At 64.7% G+C, this 23700-nt stretch carries 25 protein-coding genes and 1 pseudogene; 13 read left to right on the forward strand and 13 right to left on the reverse strand.

Features of this window, described 5'->3' with window-relative positions:
- Positions 1-8 precede the first annotated feature (8 nt).
- Both CAG22_RS12895 and yjiA read left to right on the forward strand, forming a co-directional pair.
- Positions 9-206 (forward strand): YbdD/YjiX family protein, encoded by a 198-nt coding sequence (locus CAG22_RS12895; protein ID WP_013974210.1) that lies wholly within the window; start codon positions 9-11, stop codon positions 204-206.
- Between the two features lie 146 nt (positions 207-352).
- The gene (yjiA, locus tag CAG22_RS12900; protein ID WP_015271793.1) at positions 353-1330 is read left to right on the forward strand and encodes a GTPase; all 978 of its coding nucleotides are present in this window, start codon (positions 353-355) and stop codon (positions 1328-1330) included.
- Here the strand turns inward: yjiA and CAG22_RS12905 are convergent.
- A complete protein-coding gene (locus tag CAG22_RS12905; RefSeq protein WP_085705576.1) occupies positions 1290-2777 on the reverse strand; it encodes a methylenetetrahydrofolate reductase C-terminal domain-containing protein in 1488 nt (495 codons plus the stop codon). The two genes, yjiA and CAG22_RS12905, sit on opposite strands and share 41 nt — an antisense overlap.
- Before the next feature lie 335 nt (positions 2778-3112).
- Between CAG22_RS12905 and metE the strand changes: the two genes are divergently transcribed.
- Positions 3113-5404 (forward strand): 5-methyltetrahydropteroyltriglutamate--homocysteine S-methyltransferase, encoded by a 2292-nt coding sequence (metE, locus tag CAG22_RS12910; RefSeq protein WP_085593018.1) that lies wholly within the window; start codon positions 3113-3115, stop codon positions 5402-5404.
- A 136-nt stretch (positions 5405-5540) separates the two neighbouring features.
- Here metE and CAG22_RS12915 read toward each other — a convergent pair whose 3' ends face one another.
- Positions 5541-6719, reverse strand: coding sequence for an acetyl-CoA C-acetyltransferase (locus CAG22_RS12915; protein ID WP_085593020.1), 1179 nt, complete (start codon positions 6717-6719; stop codon positions 5541-5543).
- Between the two features lie 175 nt (positions 6720-6894).
- On the opposite strand from CAG22_RS12915, the gene CAG22_RS12920 reads away from it, so the two are divergent.
- Together CAG22_RS12920 and CAG22_RS12925 are read left to right on the forward strand one after the other, a co-directional pair.
- Positions 6895-7161 carry a PepSY domain-containing protein gene (locus tag CAG22_RS12920; RefSeq protein ID WP_025340633.1) on the forward strand — a complete coding sequence of 89 codons (267 nt, stop codon included), beginning with the start codon at positions 6895-6897 and terminating at the stop codon, positions 7159-7161.
- Positions 7158-7691, forward strand: coding sequence for a cytochrome b/b6 domain-containing protein (locus tag CAG22_RS12925; protein ID WP_085705577.1), 534 nt, complete (start codon positions 7158-7160; stop codon positions 7689-7691). The genes CAG22_RS12920 and CAG22_RS12925 overlap by 4 nt, the downstream gene beginning before the upstream one ends.
- Before the next feature lie 118 nt (positions 7692-7809).
- Here CAG22_RS12925 and CAG22_RS12930 read toward each other — a convergent pair whose 3' ends face one another.
- The 4 genes from CAG22_RS12930 to CAG22_RS12945 are packed head-to-tail and all read right to left on the reverse strand — an operon-like array spanning position 7810 to position 11944.
- The gene (locus CAG22_RS12930; protein WP_075046367.1) at positions 7810-8919 is read right to left on the reverse strand and encodes an agmatine/peptidylarginine deiminase; all 1110 of its coding nucleotides are present in this window, start codon (positions 8917-8919) and stop codon (positions 7810-7812) included.
- 3 nt (positions 8920-8922) lie between these two features.
- On the reverse strand, positions 8923-10008 hold the full coding sequence (locus CAG22_RS12935; RefSeq protein ID WP_139833451.1) for an extracellular solute-binding protein: 1086 nt from the start codon (positions 10006-10008) through the stop codon (positions 8923-8925).
- A 2-nt stretch (positions 10009-10010) separates the two neighbouring features.
- The gene (gene aguB, locus CAG22_RS12940; RefSeq protein WP_025340629.1) at positions 10011-10907 is read right to left on the reverse strand and encodes an N-carbamoylputrescine amidase; all 897 of its coding nucleotides are present in this window, start codon (positions 10905-10907) and stop codon (positions 10011-10013) included.
- Positions 10904-11944, reverse strand: coding sequence for an agmatine/peptidylarginine deiminase (locus CAG22_RS12945; RefSeq protein WP_085692215.1), 1041 nt, complete (start codon positions 11942-11944; stop codon positions 10904-10906). Before CAG22_RS12945 ends, aguB begins: the two co-directional genes overlap by 4 nt.
- Before the next feature lie 135 nt (positions 11945-12079).
- Here CAG22_RS12945 and CAG22_RS12950 point away from each other — a divergent pair, with 135 nt between their 5' ends.
- The 3 genes from CAG22_RS12950 (at position 12080) to CAG22_RS12960 (ending at position 15479) form a co-directional block, all read left to right on the forward strand.
- Positions 12080-12940, forward strand: coding sequence for a LysR substrate-binding domain-containing protein (locus CAG22_RS12950; protein ID WP_025340627.1), 861 nt, complete (start codon positions 12080-12082; stop codon positions 12938-12940).
- A gap of 251 nt (positions 12941-13191) precedes the next feature.
- Positions 13192-14403, forward strand: a complete 1212-nt coding sequence (gene fabV, locus CAG22_RS12955; protein WP_075046363.1) for an enoyl-ACP reductase FabV — start codon at positions 13192-13194, stop codon at positions 14401-14403.
- Positions 14404-14570: 167 nt separating this feature from the next.
- On the forward strand, positions 14571-15479 hold the full coding sequence (locus CAG22_RS12960; RefSeq protein WP_085593028.1) for an alpha/beta fold hydrolase: 909 nt from the start codon (positions 14571-14573) through the stop codon (positions 15477-15479).
- A gap of 125 nt (positions 15480-15604) precedes the next feature.
- Here the strand turns inward: CAG22_RS12960 and CAG22_RS12965 are convergent, their stop codons facing one another.
- Genes CAG22_RS12965 through CAG22_RS12980 form a run of 4 tightly spaced genes read right to left on the reverse strand, consistent with a single transcriptional unit; the run spans position 15605 to position 17576 of the window.
- A complete protein-coding gene (locus tag CAG22_RS12965) occupies positions 15605-15946 on the reverse strand; it encodes a HopJ type III effector protein (protein WP_003260709.1) in 342 nt (113 codons plus the stop codon).
- Entirely contained in the window at positions 15939-16235 is a 297-nt protein-coding gene (locus CAG22_RS12970) for a DUF1244 domain-containing protein (RefSeq protein WP_003260708.1), read from the reverse strand. The genes CAG22_RS12965 and CAG22_RS12970 overlap by 8 nt, the downstream gene beginning before the upstream one ends.
- A gap of 9 nt (positions 16236-16244) precedes the next feature.
- Positions 16245-16982, reverse strand: a complete 738-nt coding sequence (folM, locus tag CAG22_RS12975) for a dihydromonapterin reductase (protein WP_046616343.1) — start codon at positions 16980-16982, stop codon at positions 16245-16247.
- Between the two features lie 33 nt (positions 16983-17015).
- Entirely contained in the window at positions 17016-17576 is a 561-nt protein-coding gene (locus tag CAG22_RS12980) for a hypothetical protein (RefSeq protein ID WP_015271784.1), read from the reverse strand.
- A gap of 199 nt (positions 17577-17775) precedes the next feature.
- Between CAG22_RS12980 and CAG22_RS12985 the strand changes: the two genes are divergently transcribed.
- Positions 17776-18711 (forward strand): MerR family transcriptional regulator, encoded by a 936-nt coding sequence (locus CAG22_RS12985; protein WP_085705578.1) that lies wholly within the window; start codon positions 17776-17778, stop codon positions 18709-18711.
- On the opposite strand, the gene CAG22_RS12990 is transcribed toward CAG22_RS12985, so the two are convergent.
- A complete protein-coding gene (locus CAG22_RS12990; RefSeq protein ID WP_025340622.1) occupies positions 18696-19313 on the reverse strand; it encodes a hypothetical protein in 618 nt (205 codons plus the stop codon). The two genes, CAG22_RS12985 and CAG22_RS12990, sit on opposite strands and share 16 nt — an antisense overlap.
- 56 nt (positions 19314-19369) lie before the next feature.
- The gene (locus CAG22_RS12995) at positions 19370-19798 is read right to left on the reverse strand and encodes a PAS domain S-box protein (RefSeq protein WP_085664444.1); all 429 of its coding nucleotides are present in this window, start codon (positions 19796-19798) and stop codon (positions 19370-19372) included.
- A gap of 128 nt (positions 19799-19926) precedes the next feature.
- Between CAG22_RS12995 and CAG22_RS13000 the strand changes: the two genes are divergently transcribed.
- Entirely contained in the window at positions 19927-20382 is a 456-nt protein-coding gene (locus CAG22_RS13000; protein WP_085705611.1) for a flavodoxin, read from the forward strand.
- A 36-nt stretch (positions 20383-20418) separates the two neighbouring features.
- Here the strand turns inward: CAG22_RS13000 and CAG22_RS13005 are convergent.
- Positions 20419-21288 (reverse strand): annotated as a pseudogene (locus CAG22_RS13005) (LysR family transcriptional regulator); the annotation flags it as partial.
- Between the two features lie 96 nt (positions 21289-21384).
- Between CAG22_RS13005 and CAG22_RS13010 the strand changes: the two are divergent.
- The 3 genes from CAG22_RS13010 (at position 21385) to CAG22_RS13020 (ending at position 23529) form a co-directional block, all read left to right on the forward strand.
- The gene (locus CAG22_RS13010; RefSeq protein ID WP_085692210.1) at positions 21385-21771 is read left to right on the forward strand and encodes a CidA/LrgA family protein; all 387 of its coding nucleotides are present in this window, start codon (positions 21385-21387) and stop codon (positions 21769-21771) included.
- Positions 21761-22447, forward strand: a complete 687-nt coding sequence (locus CAG22_RS13015) for an LrgB family protein (RefSeq protein ID WP_024087732.1) — start codon at positions 21761-21763, stop codon at positions 22445-22447. The genes CAG22_RS13010 and CAG22_RS13015 overlap by 11 nt, the downstream gene beginning before the upstream one ends.
- Positions 22448-22623: 176 nt before the next feature.
- Positions 22624-23529 (forward strand): alpha/beta fold hydrolase, encoded by a 906-nt coding sequence (locus tag CAG22_RS13020; RefSeq protein ID WP_085692209.1) that lies wholly within the window; start codon positions 22624-22626, stop codon positions 23527-23529.
- Positions 23530-23700 lie beyond the last annotated feature (171 nt).

The raw sequence follows: 23700 nt of genomic DNA on the forward strand, positions 1-23700 counted from the left end.
CTGCTGCGATGTTCAACGACCTGGGTCGACTGGGTAAGTACCTGGGGCAGGCAGCCCGCCTGATGGTCGGCATGCCCGACTACGACAACTACGTCGAGCACATGCAGACCAAGCACCCGGACAAGCCGGTCATGACGTACGAGGAGTTCTTCCGCGAACGCCAGGAAGCGCGTTATGGCGGCAAGTCCGGGCCCAAGTGCTGTTGAGCCACAAGCGTTAACCTGTCCCGGCCTCATCGCCGGCAAGCCGGCTCCCACAGGTACTCCACAGGCCTCAAGGTCTGTGCGGTACCTGTGGGAGCTGGCTTGCCGGCGATGAGGCCAGTGTTTTTTCCGCACAGGAGATGTTCTGCGTGCAGACGCCTATTCCCGTAACCGTACTCACTGGCTTCCTCGGTGCCGGCAAGACCACCTTGCTCAAGCACATGCTCAAGGCCGAGCACGGCCTGAAAATCGCCGTGATCGAAAACGAATTCAGCGAGGCCGGCATCGACAGCCAGCTGCTGGGCGACGAGCCGGTGCAGGTGATGACCCTGGCCAATGGCTGCGTGTGCTGCAGCATCCACGGCGACCTGACCCGCGCCTTGTACCTGCTGCTCGAACGCCTGGATGCCGGCGAGATCGCCTTCGACCGCCTGGTAATCGAATGCACCGGCCTGGCCGACCCGGCGCCGGTGGCCCAAACCTTCTTCATCGACGAAGAGCTGCGTGAGCGCTACATCCTTGACGGCATCATCACCCTGGTCGATGCCGCCCACGCCGAGCTGCACCTGACCCAGACCATCGCACAGGCCCAGGTCGGCTTTGCCGATCGCCTGCTGCTGAGCAAGACCGACCTGGTCGAGCCCGCTGCGGTCGAGGCCCTGCGCGAGCGCCTGGCCCGCATCAATGGCCGGGCGGCGATCCGCGTGGTCGAGCATGGTCGCATCGACCTGGCCGAGCTGCTGGATGTGCGTGGTTTCAACCTCAACCCCGATCTGGGCGCGAACCTGAAGCCAGCGCTACGCCCGCTGCTCAAGCCCGCTACCCCGGACCGGATCTCCACCTTGGTGCTGCGCACGGAAAGCGCGCTGGATATCGACCGCCTCAGCGATTTCATGAACGAACTGCTGGAAACCCACGGCAAGCAGCTGCTGCGCTACAAGGGCGTGCTGAACATTGCCGGTGAAGCGCGCAAGCTGGTGTTCCAGGGTGTGCTCAAGCTCTATGGCTTCGACTGGGACGCCGAATGGGCCGAGGGGGAAACCCGCGAGAGCGTGATGGTGTTCATTGCAGACGAACTGCCCGAAGCTACGATTCGGGCTGGGTTCGAGGCGCTGGCTGCGGGCTGAGCTGACGCGGCGTCTGGGCCTGGAACCACTGCGGCCATGAGCTGCGGTGGCGTGTCTCGAGCTCGATGCACGGGATCAGGCGCTCGGTCAGCAGCGCCGTCTGCCGCACCGCCTTGGCGGTGCGGTACTTGACGCTGTGGATGCACTCACGGTCGCCGAACTCGCAGCGGTTCAGCGCGGTGCCGCCGCAGGGGCCGTTGGCCAGGCCCTTGGGGCAGGTTTCCGGGCAGATGTACAGGGTGTCTTCCAGGCGGCAGCGGCCGCAGGTGTCGCAGCCTACCAGCGGGTGCTTCACCGCGTGCTCCACCTTGTGCAGCACCTGCGCGCCAAGGCGGGTAGCCCACATCGGTTGGCGCACGGCCCAGCCAAATGCCTTGCTCAGGCTATTGCGGCGGCTGAACAGCAGCGAATGCATGCCGTGCATCAGGTGATAGCGTGCTTTCTCCTTGAACGAGGCATCGACCCGTGACTCGCCCTGGCGCCAGCTTGCCTGCGGCGGATGGAAGCTGACTGCCGGCAGGCCGGGCATCTGCCAGCTGGCCTGCCAGGCCGGCGCCCATTGTTCCAGTGTGTGGATTTGCGCCTGCCAGTGCTCGATGCGTGCCTCCAGGGCCAGCAGTTGCTTGAGTTCGTGAACCCCCGACAGATGCACGCCGGCGTAGCCCATCAGCTTCACGCCGATGATCTGCAAGGCCAGGCGGTCGACGCTGCGTGCCTGGGCAAAGGCCTTGGACTGCGCCGCTTCCGCTTCCAGCATGTCGCGCATGGACGGCGTGACGGTCACGCCGGCCACGTGCTCGAGCATCGTCGCACGCCCGTGGGTGAGGCTCATCAGGCAGGCCAGCATCGGCCTGGGCGCGACCTGGCGGCTCATCCAGTGCATGGCTTCCTGGTGTTTGCCGGCATCGAAACCCAGTTGCAGGGTGAGGAAGTCGGCGCCCGCCGCCAGTTTTTTCTCGGCCTTGAAGTATTGGGCGCCGCCTTCTTCCTCGCAGTACTTGAACGGGTTGAGCGCCGCGCCAAGCAGCCAGTGCGGGCAGGCATGGCGGGCGATCTGCAGGGCTGCGACCGATTCCAGGTAGCGTACCGGGCGCTGGCCGGGCTGGTGGCCCGCCAGGCGGTCGCCGGTGAGCAGCAACAGCTGGTCGAGGCCGGCGGCATCCATGCGTTGCAGTTGGGCGAGCAGGTGGTGGCGTTCGCGGTCCTTGCCGGAGAAGTGCGGCAGGGCGGGTACCCGGTTGCTGAACGAGGCGAGGGCGTCCAGTGGCGACATGTCCAGCGGGCTGCCGACGCGGTCGCCGATGGCCACGGTCATCGGCCAGCCGCACAGGTGCGCACGGGCCAGGATCGCGTCCATGGCGGCGAAGCGTTCGGCGGAGGGCTTGGGAACGAACTCCATGACGCAGACGAAGGTGTTTTCGCGCAGCGCGGTTTTCAGCAGGCTCATGGGGCCGGGTACCTGGTTTGGTCAGGGTGGCATTGTGCGGCAGAAGGCGGGTGGGGTCATGTCCGGATGCGCAGGGTGGTGCTCTGAATGAGACATCCGGGTTTGCCTGTGCCGGCCTCTTCGCGGGCGCGCCCGCTCCCACAGGTAATGCATGAACCTTGAAGCATGTGGGAATCCTGTGGGAGCGGGCATGCCCGCGAAGGGGCCAATACAGACAGAACAAATTCACGAACATGAGAAAACCTTGAGTTCATCTTAAATTTAATGAGTTTGTCTCAAGATGCCAGCGCCCGGAAAATCCCCCTCATTCATTTATGCATGCTGAGGGACAAGACATGGCACTGGCACACAACCTGGGCTTTCCACGTATCGGCCGCGACCGCGAGCTGAAAAAGGCCCAGGAAGCCTTCTGGAAGGGTGAACTCGACGAAGCCGGCCTGCGCGCCGTCGGCCGCGAGCTGCGTGCCCGCCACTGGCAGGTGCAGAAAGACGCCGGCATCGAACTGCTGCCGGTCGGCGACTTCGCCTGGTACGACCAGGTGCTGACCCACTCGCTGACCTTCGGCGTGATCCCGCAGCGCTTTCGCAGCCACGACACTGCCAGGCCCACCCTGCAGACCCTGTTCGCCATGGCCCGTGGCGCTGTGGGTGACAGCTGCTGCGGCGGCGCGCACGCTCAGGAAATGACCAAGTGGTTCGACACCAACTACCACTACCTGGTCCCCGAATTCACCGCCGACCAGCAGTTCGCCCTCAGCTGGGAGCAGCTGTTCGAAGAAGTGGCAGAAGCCCAGGCCCTGGGCCACGCGGTCAAGCCGGTGGTCATCGGCCCGCTGACCTACCTGTGGCTGGGCAAGGCCAAGGGTGGCGATTTCGACAAGCTGGAGCTGCTCGACCGCCTGCTGCCGCTGTATGACCAGATCCTCAACCGCCTGGCTGCCCAAGGCGTGGAATGGGTGCAGATCGACGAGCCGATCCTGGCCCTGGACCTGCCTCAGGACTGGAAGAATGCCTACGAGCGGGTCTACAACATCCTTCAGCGGGCGCCACTGAAGAAGCTGATCGCCACCTACTTCGGCGGCCTGGAAGACAACCTGGGCCTGGCCGCCAACCTGCCGGTCGATGGCCTGCACATCGACCTGGTACGTGCGCCCGAGCAGTACCCGACCATCCTCGACCGCCTGCCGGCCTACAAGGTGCTGTCGCTGGGCCTGGTCAACGGCCGCAACGTCTGGCGCTGCGACCTGGAAAAGGCGCTGGAGGTACTGCGCCATGCCCATGAGCGCCTGGGTGAGCGGCTGTGGGTGGCGCCGTCCTGCTCGCTGCTGCACAGCCCGGTGGACCTGGACCGTGAAGACCAGCTCGATGCCGAACTGCACAGCTGGCTGGCCTTCGCCGTGCAGAAGTGCCAGGAAGTGGCGCTGCTGGCCAAGGCCATCAATGCCCCACAAGCCGACGACGTGGCCGCCGCATTGGCCCAGAGCCAGGCCGTGCAGGCCAGCCGCGCCGCTTCGCCGCGTATTCACAAGCCGGCCGTGCAGGCCCGCCTGGCGGCCATCGAGCCCGCTGACAGCCAGCGTCAGTCGGCGTTTGCCCAACGTATCGCCAAGCAGCGTGCGGGGCTCGACCTGCCGGCGTTCCCGACCACCACCATCGGTTCGTTCCCGCAGACCTCGGCGATTCGCCTGGCACGCCAGGCCTACAGGCAGGGCAAGCTGACCGAGGCCGATTACGTCGAGGCCATGCACAGCGAGATCCGCCATGCGGTGAAAATCCAGGAGGACCTGGGCCTGGATGTGCTGGTGCACGGCGAGGCCGAGCGCAACGACATGGTCGAGTACTTCGCCGAGCAGATCGATGGCTATGTGTTCACCCGCTTCGGCTGGGTGCAGAGCTATGGTTCGCGCTGCGTGAAGCCTGCGGTGATCGTTGGCGACCTGAGCCGGCCGAAGGCCATGACCGTGGAATGGATAAAGTACGCTCAGGGCCTGACCAGCAAGGTGATGAAGGGCATGCTGACCGGCCCGGTGACCATGCTGATGTGGTCGTTCCCGCGTGAAGACGTGAGCCGCGAAGTGCAGGCGCGCCAACTGGCGCTGGCGATCCGCGACGAAGTGGTCGACCTGGAAGCGGCGGGTATCAGGATCGTGCAGATCGACGAAGCGGCCTTCCGTGAAGGCCTGCCGCTGCGCCACGGCGCCTGGGCCCATTACCTGGAGTGGGCCACCGAGGCCTTCCGGCTGTGTGCCTCGGGGGTGCGTGACGAAACCCAGATCCACACCCACATGTGCTACAGCGAGTTCAACGACGTGATCGAGTCGATCGCGGCGATGGATGCCGACGTGATCACCATCGAGACCTCGCGGTCCGACATGGAGCTGCTGGCGGCGTTCGAGCGGTTCGCCTACCCCAACGAGATCGGCCCGGGTGTATATGACATTCATTCGCCACGGGTGCCGACCCGTGAGGAAATGGTCAAGCTGCTGCGCAAGGCCGCCCGGCGTATCCCGGCCGAGCGCCTGTGGGTCAACCCGGATTGCGGGCTGAAGACCCGTGGCTGGCCGGAGACCGAGGCAGCGCTGGTGAACATGGTCGCAGCTGCCCGCGAGCTGCGTGCCACTGCCTGATTTTTCGCTGCCTTTACCGGCCTCTTCGCGGGCTTGCCCGCTCCCACAGGGACCCCAATGATACTGAATCCAGTGGGGTCCCTGTGGGAGCGGGCAAGCCCGCGAAGAGGCCGGGCCTGCTTGAATCAGTCCGAGATCAACGCTCGATTGCCAAGGCCACGCCTTGCCCGCCACCAATGCACAGGGTTGCCAGGCCTTTCCTGGCGTCCCGCTTGATCATCTCGTGCAGCAGGGTCACCAGCACCCGGCACCCGGACGCACCAATCGGGTGGCCAAGGGCAATCGCCCCGCCATTCACGTTGACCCGCGCGGCATCCCATTCCAGCGCCTTGCCCACGGCCAGCGCCTGCGCGGCAAAGGCTTCGTTGGCTTCGATCAGGTCCAGCTCGGCCAATTGCCAGCCGGCCTTGTCCAGGCAGCGCTGGGTGGCCGAAACCGGGCCGATGCCCATGATCGCCGGGTCTACACCGGCACTGGCATAAGCCGCGATCCTGGCCAGCACCGGCAGGCCCAGGGTCTTGGCCTTGGCGGCGCTCATCAACAGCACGGCGGCGGCGCCGTCATTCAGGCTCGAGGCGTTGCCGGCGGTGACGCTGCCATCCTTCTTGAACGCCGGGCGCAGTTTGCCCAGGGATTCGGCGGTGGTATCCGGGCGTGGCTGCTCGTCCCGCGCGAACACCTTGGGTTCTCCCTTTTTCTGCGGCAGCACGATCGGGGTGATTTCATCATCGAAGCGGCCGGCCTCCATCGCCGCTACCGCCTTGCGCTGCGACTCGGCGGCAAAGGCATCCTGTTGCTCACGGCTGAGGCCGTACTGGTCCACCAGGTTTTCGGCAGTGATACCCATGTGGTAGTCGTTGAAGGCATCCCACAGGCCGTCGGTGATCATGCTGTCGATCAGCTGGCCATGGCCCATGCGCTGGCCGGTGCGGGCCGACGGCATCACGTAGGGGGCAAGGCTCATGTTCTCCTGGCCGCCGGCGATGACTACCTCGGCGTCACCGCAGCGGATGGCCTGAGCGGCCAGGTGCAGTGCCTTCAGGCCCGAGCCGCAGACCTTGTTCAGGGTCATTGCCGGTACGCTGAAGGGCAGGCCGGCCTTGATCGCGGCCTGGCGTGCCGGGTTCTGCCCGGCACCGGCGGTAAGCACCTGGCCGAGGATGACTTCGTCGACCTGCGCCGGGGCCAGCCCGGTCTGTTCCAGCAGGCGCTTGATCACGGCGGCACCGAGGTCTACTGCGGGCACAGTGGCCAAGGCGCCCTGGAAGCTGCCGATGGCGGTACGGGTTGCGGCGACGATGACCACGTCGTTCATGTTGTTGTTCTCCGTGCGATGGGCGTGATGCCTCAAGCATCAGTGGCTTTGGCTCATTTGTTAAGTTTGTTTTTCTTTGCGATTGATGTGTAAAGCAAATGAATGAGCGTAAAGCGGCCTGCAGAACTATGCTGAGGGATGCGTTTTTACACTCATCTGAATGGAGTTCATGCCCATGCGTACATTGATCGCCATGACCCTCTTGATCGCCAGCAGCACCGCATTCGCGGCCACCGAATGCACCACCGCTGACAAAAGCACCTGGCAGGATCAGGAAAAATTCCAGGCGCAGCTCAAGGAGCAGGGCTACAAGATCAACAAGTTCAAGGTCACCAAGGGTAACTGCTACGAGATCTACGGTTTCGACAAGGATGGCAAGAAGGTCGAGATCTACCATGACCCAGTGACGGGCAAGGCAGTCAAGACCGAGTACCACGATTGAACAGCGACGGCACGGTACAGCTGTGGGACCCCCTACTGCGGCTGTGCCACTGGTCGATCGCCGTGGTGTTCTTCGCCAACTACTTCTTCAACGAAGAAGGTGAAGACTGGCACCAGTGGCTGGGTTACTACGCACTGGCCGTTGTGGTGGTGCGTGTGATCTGGGGCTTTGTCGGGCCACGCAGCGCGCGTTGGGCCGACTTCTGGCCAACCCCGGCAAGCCTGGTCCGCCATGCCCGGGCGCTGCTGCATGGGGAGCTTGACCATCACATGGGGCATTCGCCGATTGGCGCCCTGGTGATGGTGCTGATGTTGACCTGCATCGCCGGCCTGGGCCTTACCGGGTGGGCGTCGCAGGAGGTGGACGCGCTGTTTGGTGTCGACTGGCCGATGGACCTGCACAGCTGGCTGGCCAACGCGCTGCTGGTGCTGGTTTGCGTGCATGTGCTGGCGGCCATCTACGAGAGCGTGCGCATGCGGGAAAACCTGCCGTGGTCGATGATCACGGGGCGCCGTCGGCACCGCGATTGACTGTGGCGGCCTCTTCGCGGGCTTGCCCGCTCCCACAGGAACTGCACAAATCTTGAGTCTTGTGGAGTGCCTGTGGGAGCGGGCAAGCCCGCGAAGAGGCCAGCACAGGCAACACCTGCTACACCGCCGGGCACTGATGGGTCACACAGTGAATCCCCCCGCCCCCCGCAGCAATGGCATCGATATCCAGCTGCACGATATCCCGCCCCGGATACAACGCCGCCAGCAGCCCCCGCGCTTTCTCGTCCGCCGCCCCATCGCCAAACTGTGGCGCAATGATCGCGCCATTGATCACGAAGTAGTTGATGTACCCAGCGGCAAAGTCATCATTGCCTTTGCTGAACCTGTTGCGCCGCCCGTGCAGCGGCGGCGACACGACGTGCACCTGCAATCTGCGGCCCTCGGCATCGGTGGCCCGCTTGAGGATATCCAGGTGCTTGCGCGTCACGGCGTAGTCATACGAGTCCGGGTCGTTATCCAGGTTGGCAATCACCACCCCCGGCCTGACGAAGCGGGCATAGAAGTCCACGTGCCCGTCGGTGATGTCCTGGCCGGCGATGCCCGGTAGCCAGATGATCTTGCTCAGCCCCAGGCGCTCCTTGAGCTCCGCCTCGATCTCGGCCTTGCTCCAGCCCTTGTTGCGGTTGGCGTTGACCCAGCTGCTCTCGGTCATGATGCCCGTGCCGTGGCCGTCCACCTCTATGGCGCCGCCTTCACCCACCAGGTCGCTGCGCTGGTAGCGGGCACCGGCCAGCGTGGTCACGCGCCTGGCCAGTTGGGCATCGTTGCGGTGACGTTGCTTGTTGCCCCAGCCATTGAAGTTGAAGTCCACCGCCGCCAGGGCTCCGTCATCATCGACGACGAAGTTGGCGCCGATGTCGCGCATCCAGATGTCGTCCAGCTCGCACTCGACGAAACTTGTGCGCTGGCTGGCACAGTGCTGCTCGGCCAGCTCGCGCTCGCTGGCCCGGCAGAACACCGTCACTGGCTGATAGCGCGCGATGGCCTGGGCGATGCGACCGAGGGCGGCCTGCACATCGGCGGTGAAGTCCTCCCAGATCGCATCCTGGGCGCCAAAGGCGATGAATGCGCGTTGCTGCGGCTCGCCTTCGTCCGGCATGAACCAGCGCCCCGGTTCTTCGGCGCGGGCCAGGCCCAGCGGCAGGCCGAGGCTGGCACCGAGGCCGGCGGCCAGCGAAAGTTGCAGGAAGGTTCTACGGCTTGGCATGGCTCAGTCCTGTGCAGTCTTGAAGCGGGTCCACACGCGCATGCGTGCACGCATGTCGGCCTGTGGGATATCGCGGCCCGGGATCAGCCGGGCATAGGTGGCTTGGTCGAGGTAGATATCAGGGTTGTCGCGCATGCGCGGGTCCACTGCCTGGCGTGCCTTGGCGCTGGCGGTAGGGTAACCGGTGAAGTTGCTGATGGCCGCCATGTTCGCCGGGCGCATGACGAAGTTGATGAAACGATAGGCGTATTCCGGGTGCTTGGCATCGGCCGGGATGGCCATGGTATCCATCCACACCGTGGTGCCTTGGCGCGGTACGCGGTACTGGAAGTCGAGATGCTTGCCCGCGGCGTCGGCGGTACGCTGCGCCTGGATCACGTCGCCACTGTAGCCCAGTGACAGGCACAGGTTCTCGTTGACCAGTTCGGTCACTGGTTGCGACTGGAACTTGCGCACGTACGGGCGAATCGCCTTGAGCAGTTCGCTGGCTGCGGCCAGGTCTTCGCGCTTGGCACTGCGTGGCTCGCGGCCCAGGTAGTTGAGGACCACTGCCAGCACTTCGTCGGGTGAATCGATGACTGAAATACCGCAGTCGGCGAATTTGGCTGCCAGCTCCGGCTTGAACAGCAGGTCGAGGTTGTCCAGCGGTGCATCGGGCATGCGCTGGCGGACTTTGTCGGCATTCACCGTCAGGCCGATGGTGCCCCAGGTGTAGGGTACGGTCGCCTGGCTGGCCTTGGGGTACCGGGCGTGCAGCTGACGCAGCCCGGGCTCGATGTCGTTCAGGGCCTCCAGGCGGCTGTGGTCCAGTGGCTGCAGGCTGCCGGCGCGCATCAGGCGCTCGGCGACGGTATCACCGGGGAAGACCAGGTCGTAGCCACTGCGCCCGGACATCAGCTTGGCCTCGAGCACTTCGCTGCCGTCCATCACGTCGTAGATCACCTGGATGCCGGTTTCGGCCGTGAACTGCTTGAGAGTGTCCTCGGCAAAATAGTCGGCCCAGTTGTACAGGCGCAGCACGGGCTGCTCGGCCTGAGCCTGGCAGGCGCAGACGGCCAGCGCCAAGGCGGCCAGAACGTGGCGTTTCATGCTCATGCCCTCAGGGTGTGTGGGTGGGTGCCGTCCAGGGTCAGCAGCGGTGCGTACATCTCCGGGCGGCGATCGCGGTAGATGCCCCAGCTCAGGCGGTCTTCCCGCATGCCGGCCAGATCCAGGTCGTGCAGCCAGATGCCACTGCTGTCGCGGTCGGCTTCGGCGAGCATGGCGCCCTTGTGGTCGCAGATGAACGACGAGCCATAGAAGCGCATGGCCAACGATGCGTCGCTGGCTGCGACTTCTTCGCCCACGCGATTGGCCGCCACCACCGGCAACAGGTTGGCGGCGGCGTGGCCGCGCATGGCCACCTGCCAGTGGTCGCGCGAGTCCAGTTCGGCACAGCCGGGCTCGGAGCCGATGGCGGTGGGGAACAGCAGCACTTCGGCGCCCATCAGTGCCAGGCAGCGGGCGGTCTCGGGGAACCACTGGTCCCAGCAGATGCCGATGCCCAGGCGGCCGAAGGCGGTGTCCCAGACCTTGAAGCCGGTATCGCCGGGGCTGAAGTATTCCTTCTCCTGGTAGCCAATGGCGTTGGGGATGTGGGTCTTGCGGTAGACGCCAAGCAGGCGGCCATCGGCATCGGCCACGGTCAACGAGTTGAAGAAGGCATTGCCGGCGCGCTCGTACCAGCTCAGCGGCAGCACCACGCCCAGCTCGCCGGCCAGTGCGGCGAAGCGCTGCAGGATCGGGCTGGCGGGGTAGGGCTGGGCGAGGGCCTGGTGCTGGTGGTCCTGTTCGATGCAGAAGTACGGGGTGGCGAACAGCTCCTGCAGCAGGATCACCTGGGCCCCCTTGGCGGCAGCCTGGCGAACCAGCTGTTCGGCGCGGTCGAGGTTGCCAGGCAGGTCCCAGCTGCATGGCATCTGGGTGGTGGCGATGCGTAGCAGACTCATGGCTGCACCTCGGGTTGTTGCTGGGTGATGCAATGAATGCCGCCACCGCCATGGGCGATGTGGTCGATGCGCACCGGTACGATCTCCCGGCCCGGGAAGGCGTGGGCCAGTTGCGCGGCGGCTTCCAGATCGGCGGCGATGCCATAGGCCGGCATGATGATCGCGCCGTTGGCGATGTAGAAGTTGGTGTACGAGGCGCAGAATACCTCGGCGTCCTGGTCGACGGCGGCGCTGGCTTCATACAGGTCGAGCAGCTCGAAGTGCCGGCCTTGCGCGTCGGTGGCCAGTTCCAGTGCGCGGCGGTTTTCCCGCACGACTTCGGCGTACACCGAATGCTGGTCATGGGTGGCGTCGACCAGCAGCACGCCGGGGCGGGCGAAGGCGCATACACCGTCGACGTGGCCGTCGGTCATGTCGCCGGTGATGTATTGTGGGTCGCCCGGTAGCCAGATGGTCTTGCGGATGCCCAGGTAGCGGGCGAAGCAGGCCTCGAACTCGGCCTTGCTCACGCCAGGGTTGCGGTTGGGGTTGAGCAGCACCGACTCGGTGGTGATCAGGGTGCCTTCGCCGTCCACATGAATCGCCCCGCCTTCGTTGCACAGCGCCGTGCTGAAGCCATCCAGGCCCAAGTGGTCGAGGATGCGCCGGCCGAGGCTGCGGTCCTGGCCGTGCTGCGACTTGTCTCCCCAGGCGTTGAAGCGCCAGCTCAGGCCGGCCAGGCCATGCTGTGGGTGGCAGACGAAGCCAGGGCCGCTGTCCCGGCACCAGCTGTCGTCCACGGCCATTTCGACCAGTTCGATATTGGCGCCGCAGAGGGCACGTGCGCTCTGCAAGGCCGAAGGGTCGACCACCATCTTCACCGGCTCGAAACGGGCGATGGCTGCCGCGACCCGGGCGTAGTCCTGCTGTACGTCGGCCAAGCGCACGTGCCAGCCGCTTTCCCACAGGGCCTGGTTGTGTGGCCAGACCATCCAGGTGGCAGCGTGGCGGGCCCATTCGGCGGGCATGCGCCAGCCGCTGTCGAGAGACAGGTGCATAGTGAACTCCGATCAATTAAGGATTTTTATCAACGAAGCCCGCCGTCGCGGGTGTTGATGTCCATGCTATGGCTAGGCTTGGCCTGCGACAAACGATAGATTTAGCGCACATCTGATCAGCAGGGCTTATCAATCATGCTCAAACACTGGCCACCCCTGAATGCCCTGCGCGGCTTCGAAGCCGCTGCGCGGCTGGGCAGCTTCCACAAGGCCGCCGAAGCGCTGAACCTGACCCAGTCGGCCATCAGCCAGCAGATTCGCAGCCTGGAAACCTACCTGGAGCAGCCGCTGTTCCACCGCAGTGGCCGCAGCGTGAGCCTGACCGACGCCGGGCACGACCTGCTCAGCACCACGCAGTCGCTGCTGCAGCACCTGGCGGTGGGCATTCGCCGGCTCGACCAGTACCGCAAGCCCAACCAACTGGTGGTCAACACCAGCCCGGCCTTTGCCAGGCACTGGCTGTTGCCGCGGCTGGCCGACTTTCACCAGCGCTGCCCGGATGTCGACTTGTGGCTGTTCACCAGTTTCGAAGTGCCGGACATGGCGACCGAGACCATCGACCTGGCCATCCGCGACGACCTCAGTGCCCAGGCCGAGTGCAGCTTCAACGTGCTGCACCAGGACCAGCTGTACCCGGCCTGCCACCCGGCGTTGCTGCAAACGCCGATGTCGCGGCGCACCACCTTGCATGGCGAGCGCGAGATGGACTGGAGCCACTGGCAGCTGGAGGGTGGCGAGGATGTGGGGCAGCAGGGCAAGGGGCTGAACTTTTCCGACCCCGGGCTGCTGCTGGATGCGGCGAGCGAGGGGTTGGGGGTGGCCCTGGTCAGCCAGTTGCTGGCGCGGCGGGCGGTGGAGGAGGGGCGTTTGCAGGCTTTGTCGGCGCAGCGCGTGCGTGGGCCGGCGTGGGCTTGCCTGGTGCATCGGGACAGCCAGGATGATCCGCTGGCCCGGCAGTTCCTGGAATGGCTGAAAGGGGCTCTCTTGTCAGATTGATGTTGCCTGCACTGGCTCTGTCGCCGGCAAGCCAGCTCCCACAGGTCCCTCACAGGGCTCAAGTTTTGCGCCGTCTTTGTGGGAGCTGGCTTGCCGGCGATAGGGCCGGTACAGGTAATCCACCGTTTTGCATCCCCAAGATCACCCCGTAATATGTGTCGGATAACCTGCGGGGGTAGTCTCACCCTCTGATCAACCGGAATCGCCCATGGCGGCGCTTCCCCCGGCATAAACCTGACGAGGTACAGACATTGGCCATCATTCATCCTAAGGTCCGCGGTTTCATCTGCACCACGACTCACCCGAAGGGCTGCGAGCTCAACGTCCGTGACCAGATCGAAGCCACCCGCAAGCTGGGCGTGCGCGAGGATGGCCCGAAGAAGGTCCTGGTCATCGGTGCTTCCAGCGGCTACGGCCTGGCAGCCCGCATCACCGCGGCGTTCGGCTTCAAGGCCGACACCCTGGGCGTGTTCTTCGAAAAGCCAGGCACCGAGACCAAGGCCGGCACCGCTGGCTGGTACAACGCTGCAGCCTTCGACAAGTTCGCCAAGGCCGAAGGCCTGTACAGCAAGTCGATCAATGGTGACGCTTTCTCCGACGAAGCCCGTGCCAAGGTCATCGAACTGATCAAGAACGAAATGGGCGGCAAGGTCGACCTGGTCATCTACTCGCTGGCCTCGCCAGTGCGCAAGCTGCCGCAGACCGGTGAACTGGTGCGTTCGGCCCTGAAGCCGATCGGCCAGCCGTACAAGTCGACCGCCATCGACACCAACAAGGACACCATCATCGAGGCCAGCATCGAGCCGGCTACCGAGCAGGAAATCGCCGACACCGTCACCGTCATGGGTGGCCAGGACTGGCAGCTGTGGATCGACGCCCTGGCTGGCGCCAACGTGCTGGCCGAAGGCGCCCGCACCGTGGCCTTCAGCTACATCGGCAGCGACATCACCTGGCCGATCTACTGGCACGGTGCGCTGGGCCAGGCCAAGCAGGATCTGGACGAAACCGCCCTGCGCCTGGACAAGAAACTGGCCGGTGAAGTGAAGGGCGGCGCCAACGTGGCGGTGCTGAAGTCGGTGGTTACCCAGGCCAGCTCGGCCATCCCGGTGATGCCGCTGTACCTGTCCATGGTGTTCAAGATCATGCAGGAGAAGGGTGTTCACGAAGGCACCCAGGACCAGCTGGACCGCATGTACCGCGACCGCATGTACCGTGCCGACGGCGCGCCGGCCGAGGTCGACGAGAAGGGTCGCCTGCGCCTGGACGACTGGGAACTGCGTGATGACGTACAGGACGCCTGCAAGGCGCTGTGGCCGCAGGTGACCACCGAGAACCTGTTCGAGCTGACCGACTATGCCGGCTACAAGAAGCAGTTCCTCAACCTGTTCGGCTTCGAGCGCGCTGACGTCAACTACGACGAAGACGTGGCTACCGATGTGAAGTTCGACTGCGTCGAGCTGTAATCGCTGTCGGCCTGTACCGGCCCTTTCGCGGGCTTGCCCGCTCCCACAGGGATCTCACTACGCCTGAGGGCAGTGGGGAACCTGTGGGAGCGGGCAAGCCCGCGAAGAGGCCGGTACAGCCCAGGATTTTTTTGCTAGCTTTGGCGCACAACAACAGGGAATGTGCCATGAGCAGCCTCACCCAACCCGCCACTGCCTTTCGCCACACCGCAGCCGACGGCTACAGCCTCGGCGGCTTCCGCTGGCGCCACGCCCGACCTGACCCCCAGCGCCCGCTGGTGATCATCAACGCTGCCACCTCGGTACGCTGCCGCTACTACTCGCGTTTCGCCGACTACCTGTTCGCCCAGGGCTGCGATGTGCTGACCTACGACTACCGTGGCATCGGCGAATCCCGCCCGGCCTCGCTGCGCGGCTTCCAGGCATCCTGGAGCGACTGGGGCCGGCTGGATTTCGAAGCCATGCTGGTGCATGCCGCAGAACATTTCCCCGGCCAGCCGGTGGACGTGGTGGGGCACAGTTTTGGCGGCTGCGCAGTGGGGCTGGCACCTTCGGCGAGCAAGGTTCGCCGGGTGGTGATGGTTGGTGCGCAATTCGCCTATTGGCGCGATTACGCGGCTGACCAGCGTTGGCAACTGTTCGGCAAGTGGCATGTGGTAATGCCGCTGCTCACCCGGGTGTTCGGTTACTTTCCCGGCAAGCGCCTGGGTTGGCTGGAGGACACGCCATCCGGCGTGGTGCACGACTGGACCACCCGTACCCCACGCTATGAGCACCGACCCAGCGGGCGTGCACTGGAGGCACTACCGTTCGCCCAGGTGCGGGCGGCGACGCTGGCCATCAGCCTGACCGATGACCCCTTTGGTACCGTGGCGGCGACCGAGCGTTTGCTGGGTTATCTGCAGGGCGCCGAGCGCCAGCACCTGCGCATTGCGCCTGTGGATATCTCGGTCGATGAAATTGGCCATTTCGCATTCTTCCATGACCGCTTTCGCGAAAGTTTGTGGCCGCTGGCCTTGCAGTGGTTGCAACAGGGTGGGTTGGCGGGTGAGGTCCCAGGAAGGATCATGGGTTGATGCTGTCTGCACCGGCCTCATCGCCGGCAAGCCAGCTCCCACAGGGGGATGATCAGTTTGAAGGCAGCGGGGTACCTGTGGGAGCTGGCTTGCCGGCGAAAGGGCCGCGGAGCGGCCCCAAAATCTCAAGCCTTGCGTGCAAGCGGCAGCTCGGCAAACTTGACGCCCGCCAGCCCATGCTTGATCAGCGCACGGATATTGCCATGGTCGCTGCCCTCCGGCGTGGCCACCACGTCACGGTAGTGCTCGCCAAAGGCCAGCAGCGCTTCCTGGTCGCTCAGCCCTTCCAGCAGCGCCAGGCCCAGGGTCTTGCACGAACCTTCGTTCTGCCCGGCCGCATTCGCCACGCCGCCATTGTCGAAGGCCTGTGGCTGGTAGCTGTAGTTGTCGGCAATGAACGCCAGGGTGTCGGCAAACACGTGTTGGCCGCTGGCCAGGCTGGCGCGCAGGGTGTTCAGGTCAGTCACGGGGTTTTCCTTTTTCGAACGCCGCTTGTTGGTCGGCGCTGGCTTCTTTCTGGTATTGGGCTTTCCACTCGGCGTAAGGCATGCCGTACACCGCTTCGCGGGCGTCATCCAGGCTCAGGTCGAGCTGGCGCTCGTCAGCCGCGGCCTTGTACCACTTGGACAGGCAGTTGCGGCAGAAGCCGGACAGGTTCATCAGGTCGATGTTCTGCACGTCGGTGCGCTTCTGCAGGTGTTCGACCAGGCGCCGGAACGCGGCGGCCTCGAGTTCGAGCTGTTGCTGTGGGGTCATGGGCTTCTCTCAGGTCATGCGGTTCTTCAGGTGGCGGCCACCGTTGATGACCACCTGGCTGCCGGTGCTGTACTGGCTGGCGAGCAGGTACTTGACCGTCTCGATCAGCGGGCCGGCGCCGGGTTCGAACTCCAGCAGGGCCTTTTTCAGGGTCTGCTGGCGGTAGGTTTCGTCACCCCCTTCCTTGAGGATCAGCAGCCCCGGCAGGATACCGTTCACATGCACCTTGGGCGCATATTTTTCGGCGAACGACAGCACCATGTTCTGCAACGCGGCCTTGGTCGCGGCGTAGCCGATGTGGCTTTTGCTGCCGCGTGAAGAGGTTTCGTCGCAAATGTGGATGATGTCGGCCTTTTCCACCTTGGCCAGCAGGTCGCCCAGGGCCAGGTTGAGGTGGTAGGGCGCTTCGACGTGCAGGCGGAACATGGTCTCGAGGTTGTCGAGGCCATCGTCGAGCCACAGCGAGGCGTTGTGGATGATCGCGCGCAGGCCGTCGTAATGGTTGTGCAGATAGTCGATCAGGGCCTGGCGGTCGGCCGCCTGGCAAAGGTCGGCCTGGAACTGCACGATGTTCGGGTGGGCCGCCTGTGGCTGGACGCTGCGGCTGGCACTGACCACCGTATGGCCGGCCTGTGCCAGTTCAAGGGCCAGGGCCAGCCCGACGCGCTGGCTGGCTCCGGTAACGAGAATGGGGCTGTTCATGTTCGGGGCGGTCAACTTGTCTGTCCTTTGGTTGCCGCCCAGCATACCCGAACTGTCTACCGCGTGTACGGCCTGGCCTCAGCGGCTGCGCAGGGCGCCAGCAGGGGCCGGGGATGCATGCAGCCAGCCGGCCAGCAGGCGGGTGGAAAGGGGGATGAACAGGTAGACCATCACCGGCGTCAGGCCCAGGGTGCTGAGCAGTACCCGGGGCACCAGGTCCAGTGCTGCCAGCCAGTGGCCGAACACCAGGTTGAACACCAGCGAGACGGGGAAGAAGGCCAGCCAGATGGCCACGGCCTGCTTCCAACGTGGTGGTTTTTGCACCATATTGGTGCCAAACCAGTCGTCGATGCCGCTTACGCGCGCCTCTTTGGGGCGTTCGAACAAGCCGTTGCCGCGCTGCAACCAGGCCCGTCGCGAGGCGGAATGCTCCCAGGCATGCAGGGTCGGCTCGTCGCTGAAACGGAAAATGATCTGGAATTCGTCGCTGTCGCGGGGTGGCGCCAGGATGCCCGAGCCAAGGTAGCCGGGGAAGTCGGTGGCCAGCTGTTCGCCTTCATGCAGCCAGGCCAGCAGGTCCTGGTAGCGGCCATGGGCGGCGCGGCGCGACACCATCAGGGTGACGGGTGGGGTAGACATCGTGTATCTCCTGGCAACGGGGCTGGCGGGTAGCCGGCCCCTTTGGCTGTGTGGCCCGGGGTGGTGGGCGACGCAGGCGTGCATGCAAGAATCGGGCGCGGATTATCGCCCATGTGCGATCTTCGGCAACTGTCAGCCGGCAAACGGTTGCCGTAGTAGACTAGGTGTTCAACTTGGGCACACAGGGTACCCCTTGCAGATGAACGAACAGGGACTGAACCCAGTAATCGATGCGAGCCTCGCGCAGCAGGACCTGTTTCCGATCCGTGAGGTTTCCCGCCTGACCGGTGTCAACGCCGTGACCTTGCGCGCCTGGGAGCGCCGCCATGGCCTGATCCAGCCAACCCGCACCGACAGTGGTCACCGCCTGTATTCCCAGGCCGACATCGATGACATCCGCCGCATCCTTGGCTGGTTGGAGCGCGGCGTGGCGGTAAGCAAGGTCGCCAGCATCCTCGCCCGCGACCATGCCCTAGCCGGGCAGGCAGGTGGCGCGACGGGCGCCTGGGTGCGCTGGCAGCAGCAGATTCGCCAGGCGCTGCAACGTTTTGACCTGGCCGGCCTGGACCGCCTGTTCGACGAAGTGTTTGCCGCCTGCACCCTGGACCAGGTATTCAGCGAAGTGTTCATGCCGGTGTGGCATGACCTGGCGGTCGGGCAGGGCGGCTACGGGCAGGCCAGCGAATGGCTGTTCCTCGATCAGTTCCTGCGTGGCCGGGTGTTGGCCCGCTTGCAACTTGCCCGTGCACCGCGCAGCCGCATGGTGCTGCTGGCGCCGTTGCCGGGGCAGTGCCACGAACTGGAGTTGCTGGTGACCAGCCTGATCCTGGGCAGTGATGAATTTGGCGTGACGCCACTGGCGAGCGGGCAGCCGCTGGCAGAACTGGCACTGGTCTGCGAGCGCCTGAAGCCGGATGCCCTGGTGCTGTTCTCCCACCAGCCGCCCACGGCAGAACTCACCCGGCGCCTGACGCGCCTGGTGGCAGGGCTGGAATGCCCGTTGTTACTGGCGGGTGAAGCGGCGGAACTGGCACAGGACAGCCTGGCTGGCAGCCCGATCGCCTGCCTGGGCGCGCAGGGTAGCGTGATGCGCCAGCGTTTGCGGCAGTTTCTGGCCGGTCAGTTCGATACCTGAGTGTGTAGCTCGGGGTGGGCCCGGCGATGGGCCTGGAGGATGTAGTCGCGCAGGCGTTCGATCTCTTCGGCCGGGCTTTGGCTGAGGTCATAGGCGGCCAGGTCCGGGCCGATACGCCGGCCCAACACGCCATGCAGTTCGATGGGGGGGATGCCGCCAGGGGCGAAGCGCAGTTCGAAGCGGGCTGGTGCCGCTGGCAGGCCACGGACTTCCAGCAATGTACCCTTGAACGAAATATCGCGAACCCACAGGCCGCTTTCCTGCCCATGGGCATCGAGCAGCGCGCTCGGCTGCTCCATCGACAGGCGCCAGGGGCGCAGCATGGGCCCGTCCTCGTAGATTTCCGGTGAGCCCAGTTGCAGGTGCAGGGCATGGAACTCGTCTTCCACCAGTTGCAGCGGGAAGCTGATCTGCTGGTTGTTGAACTGGGCCTGCAGGGTTACCTGCTCGTTGGCCACCAAGCGGGTGAGCAAGCTCTGAATGCGGCGGTCGCCATTGACCAACAGGCTCGACATGGGGTCGGCCAGGTTCAACTGCGGCGAATGCTGCATGTTCTGTATGAAATCCAGCTCGTCCTGGGTCAGGAGCGCTTCTGCTTGCATGATCGAACTCGATGGCGATTTCTTCAACGGGATTGACCGTGCGCGGCGTACTTGGTTCAGGTGCGTTCGTCGGGTTTCGGACGAACGCGCAGTTGCGCCAGTTCCCGCTCCAGTTCGACCTGGCGAGTGACGTCTTTCTGGATACCGATGAAGTAGGTGCGCTGTTCGTCGTCGCGCCTTACCGGGGTGATCGACAGTTCGTTCCAGAAAGCGCTGCCATCCTTGCGGTAGTTGCGCAGCACTTCGCGGCACGGTCGGCCTTCGGCCAGGGCCTTGCGGATGCGGGCGCGGCCAAGCTGGTCGCGGTCGTCGGCCTGCAGGAAGCGGCAATCCTGGTAGAGGATTTCGTCACGGCTGTAACCGGTCAGGCGTTCGAAGGCCGCGTTCACGTAGATGAGGATGGTGTCGTCGCCTTCCTGTTCGGCGACCACGATGCCGTCATTGGACGCATCGACCATGGATTGCAGTAGTTGCGCGTTGATCATGTTCGGGCCATTGAATAAACAAGGGTGCGAAGCAGGGCTGAGGAGGGTGACTTTGGTAGAGGCGGCCTTTTGCCAGCGCCGGATGCTAGTATCCTACGTTTTCACTCAGTTTCGGAATCCTCTACCCGATGAAAGTCGCCATTATTTCCGGATCGGTCTACGGCACCGCCGAAGAAGTCGCCCGTCACGCTCACTCGCTGCTCAAGGCTGCGGGCCTGGAGGCCTGGCATGCGGCGCGCGCCACCTTGCAGGACCTTGAAGGTTTCGCCCCCGACGCCTTGCTGGCCGTGACCTCGACCACTGGCATGGGCGAACTGCCGGACAACCTCATGCCGTTGTACAGCAGCATTCGCGATACCCTGCCTGCGGCCTGGCGTGGCCTGCCGGGTGCGGTGATTGCGCTGGGTGACAGCAGTTATGGCGATACCTATTGCGGTGGTGGCGAGCAGATGCGCGAACTGTTTGCCGAACTGGGCGTGCGCGAAGTGCAGCCGATGCTGCGCCTGGATGCCAGCGAGACGGTGACTCCGGAGGCGGATGCAGAGCCTTGGTTGGCTGAGCTTGTTCAAGCACTGAAAGCCTGAGGTATTTCCCCCGCCCTTGCTGCCGAGCACCGGCCACTCGCTCACCAACGCCAACCACGCCTGCGCCGCCCGTGACAGATACGCCCCGCGCCGCCAGATGAACGCGATATCCCAACGCAAATCCCCCGGCGAGCGCAGCGGCAAGCGCACCACACCGGGGCGCTCCAGTGCTTTCGCCACCACACGGGGCAGCAGCACCACGCCCTGGCCCGCCGCCGCCAGCGCCGCGAGGAAGTCCGCCTGGCCACTGCGCCCGCCTTCCTTGGGGGTAAAACCTTGCTGCTGGCACGCCTTCAGCAACCGGTCATTGAGCACGAAACTGCGCTGGTACAGCAGGAACGGCGTATCAGCCAGCTGGTGCAGGTCCACCCCGTCCTGGCCCGCCAGCTCGTGGCCGGCAGGCAACAGGGCATCCAGTGGTTCGTTGCAGAACGGCTGGTAGTCGAACGCCTCGTCACTGGGCGTCAGGCTGCCACCCAGTTCCAGTTCGCCACTCTTGACTGCCTGTTCGATGCTGCGGCTGCCGCCTTCGAGCAACTGGACCGCGATGTTCGGGTGACGCCGCCGATACTCGGCGAACAACCCGGCGAACAGCGCGTCGCTGCCCAGCATCGGCAAGCCCAGGCGCAGTTCACCGCGGCCCATCTGGCTGAGGTCGTCCAGTTCGCTGAGCAGTGCCTGACGCTGGCGCAGCAAGGCTTCGCCACGCTCCAGCACGATGCGCCCGGCAGCGGTCAGGTGCAGCTGCGAGGCCTGGCGCTCCAGCAGCGGCTGGCCCACATCTTGCTCCAGCTGGGCCACCTGTTTGCTCACCGCTGACTGGCTGATGTGCAGGGTCTGCGCCGCCTGGGTAAAGCCGCCGCGGTGGACCACTTCGATAAAGCTGCGCAGCTGTTTGAATTCCATGATCGCAATTCCATTCTGGAATGGCGTTCAGTCTAACAATTCGCTTCTGGCCTAGGCAGCCAAATCTTAAAATGAGGGCCTGTCGAGGACCCCCCCATGAAACCCGCGTTTTTGAAAAAAGCCCTGCGCCTGCTCGTCGAGCTGGCGATCCTCTGTGCCTTGTTCCTGTTCGGTGGCCAGCTTGCCACCTGGCTGGGCTGGCCGATTCCTGGCGGTGTGATGGGCCTGGCATTGCTGCTGTTGCTGTTCGCCTCGGGTGTGCTCAAGCCGGCCATGCTGCAACTCGGCGCCGGCTGGTTGATGGCGGAGATGTTGTTGTTCTTCATCCCGGCGCTGATGAGCCTGCTCGATTACGGCGCCCTGATTCGTGACGAGGGCTGGCGCATCCTGCTGGTGATCGCCGTGAGCACCCTGATGGTAATGGTGGTGACCGCCTTGACCGTGGAACTGGTGTGCCGCTGGAGCTTGCGCCATGAGCCTTGAACCCATGCCGCTGTTCTGGCTGGCCCTGACCTTGCTGGCGTATCTAGGCAGCCGCTGGCTGTACCGGCGCAGCGGGCGCTACCTGCTGTCGCCGCTGATCCTGGTGCCGGTACTGTTGCTGGCGGTGGCCGTGCCGCTGCACACCGCCTATGCCGAATACGCCCGCAACACCCACTGGCTGATGAGCGTGCTTGGCCCGGTGACCGTGGCCTTCGCGGTGCCGATCTGGCAGCAACGGGCCATGCTGGCGCGCCACTGGCCGGCACTGATGGTGGGAATGGTCGCCGGCAGCAGCGCTTCGATCGCCAGTTCCTGGGGGTTGGCTCATATGTTGGCGCTGGACAGCGCGACCAGCCTGTCGCTGGTGCCGCGTTCGATCACCACGCCCTTTGCCATGCCATTGGCCCATGACCTGGGTGGCGTACCGGAGCTGACGGCGGTGTTCGTGATGTTCACCGGCGTGCTGGGCGCCATGTTCGGCGGCGTGCTGCTGCGTTGGTTGCCGTTGCGCACGCCGCTGGCGCGGGGCGCGCTGTTCGGCGTCGGTGCGCATGGTGCCGGGGTCAGCCGGGCACAGGAGGTGGGCCGCGAGGAAGGCTCGGTGGCCGGCCTAGTCATGGTCCTGACCGGGTTGTTGAACCTGTTCGCGGCACCGCTGCTGGCCATGCTGCTCTGACCGTTCGTGCCACTGACTCGCCAAGTCATCAAGCTGGCTGGCAACGCAAGTTCCAGCCGATGGGCTGCTGGCTAGACTCTGCCTCGACATAGAGAGCACATGTAAGTGCCGAGGTGACATGCAATGACCGCAGCCTTGCTCTATTCCACCAACACCACTTCACCGGGACCGTTCTGATGCCCATGGCCGAAATTCCATTGTGCGTCTGGCGTACCCGGGGACAGAGTTTCAGCTTCCGGGGCCAGAGCATCCGCTACTGGACCGCAGGGCAAGGAGAGCCCCTGCTTCTGTTGCACGGCTTCCCCACCGCCAGCTGGGATTGGCACTACCTGTGGGGGCCTTTGGCCCAGCGCTTCCGGGTGATCGCCTGCGACATGCTTGGCTTTGGCGATTCGGCCAAACCGGTCGATCACGTGTACAGCCTGATGGAGCAGGCCGACCTGCAGCAGGCCTTGCTCGCCGAACTGCAAGTCGACCAGCCGGTGCATCTGCTGGCCCATGACTACGGCGGCAGTGTGGCCCAGGAACTGCTGGCACGGCATCATGAACAGCGCGCCAACATCGCCAGTTGTGTGTTCCTCAACAGCGGGCTGTTCCCCGAAAGCTGCCGCATGCTGCTGATCCAGAAGCTGTTGCTCAGCCGGCTGGGCTGGCTGGTAGGGCGCTCGTTCGGGCGTGACGACCTGGTGCGCAACGTGACTCAGGTCTACGGCCCTTGCACCCACCCAAGTGAAAGCGCGCTGGATGACTTCTGGAGCCTGATCGCCGCCAACCGTGGCACGCGCATCCTGCACAAGCTGGTGTGTTACATGCCGGAGCGCAGGTTGCACCGCGACCGCTGGGTTGGCGCGATGCAGCACGAAGGCGTGCCGCTGCGCTTGATCAATGGCGTGGTCGACCCGCTGTCCGGCGCGCACATGGTGGAGCGCTACCGGCAACTGGTGCCGGAGCCGGACACCGTGCAGTTGCAGGGCATCGGGCATTACCCGCATACCGAAGCGCCGGTGCAGGTGCTGCGCCATTACCTGGCCTTTCGTGAACAACCGCTGAGCTGTTTCCAGCAGAAAGTGGCGTGGTCCTGACAGGGCCTCATCGCCGGCAAGCCGGCTTCAACAGGTACAGCGCGAGCCTGGAGGCCGGCGCGGTTGGTGTGGGAGCTGGCTTGCCGGCGATGGGCCGCACAGCGGCCCCATAACCATCGCGCTGCGTTATTGCCAGGCATTCAGCCTGCGTGAGCTTGATTGTCCGCCTGC

Origin of the sequence: Pseudomonas sp. B8(2017) (genome assembly GCF_002113575.1) — a bacterium.
GTDB classification, from domain to species: domain Bacteria; phylum Pseudomonadota; class Gammaproteobacteria; order Pseudomonadales; family Pseudomonadaceae; genus Aquipseudomonas; species Aquipseudomonas putida_Z.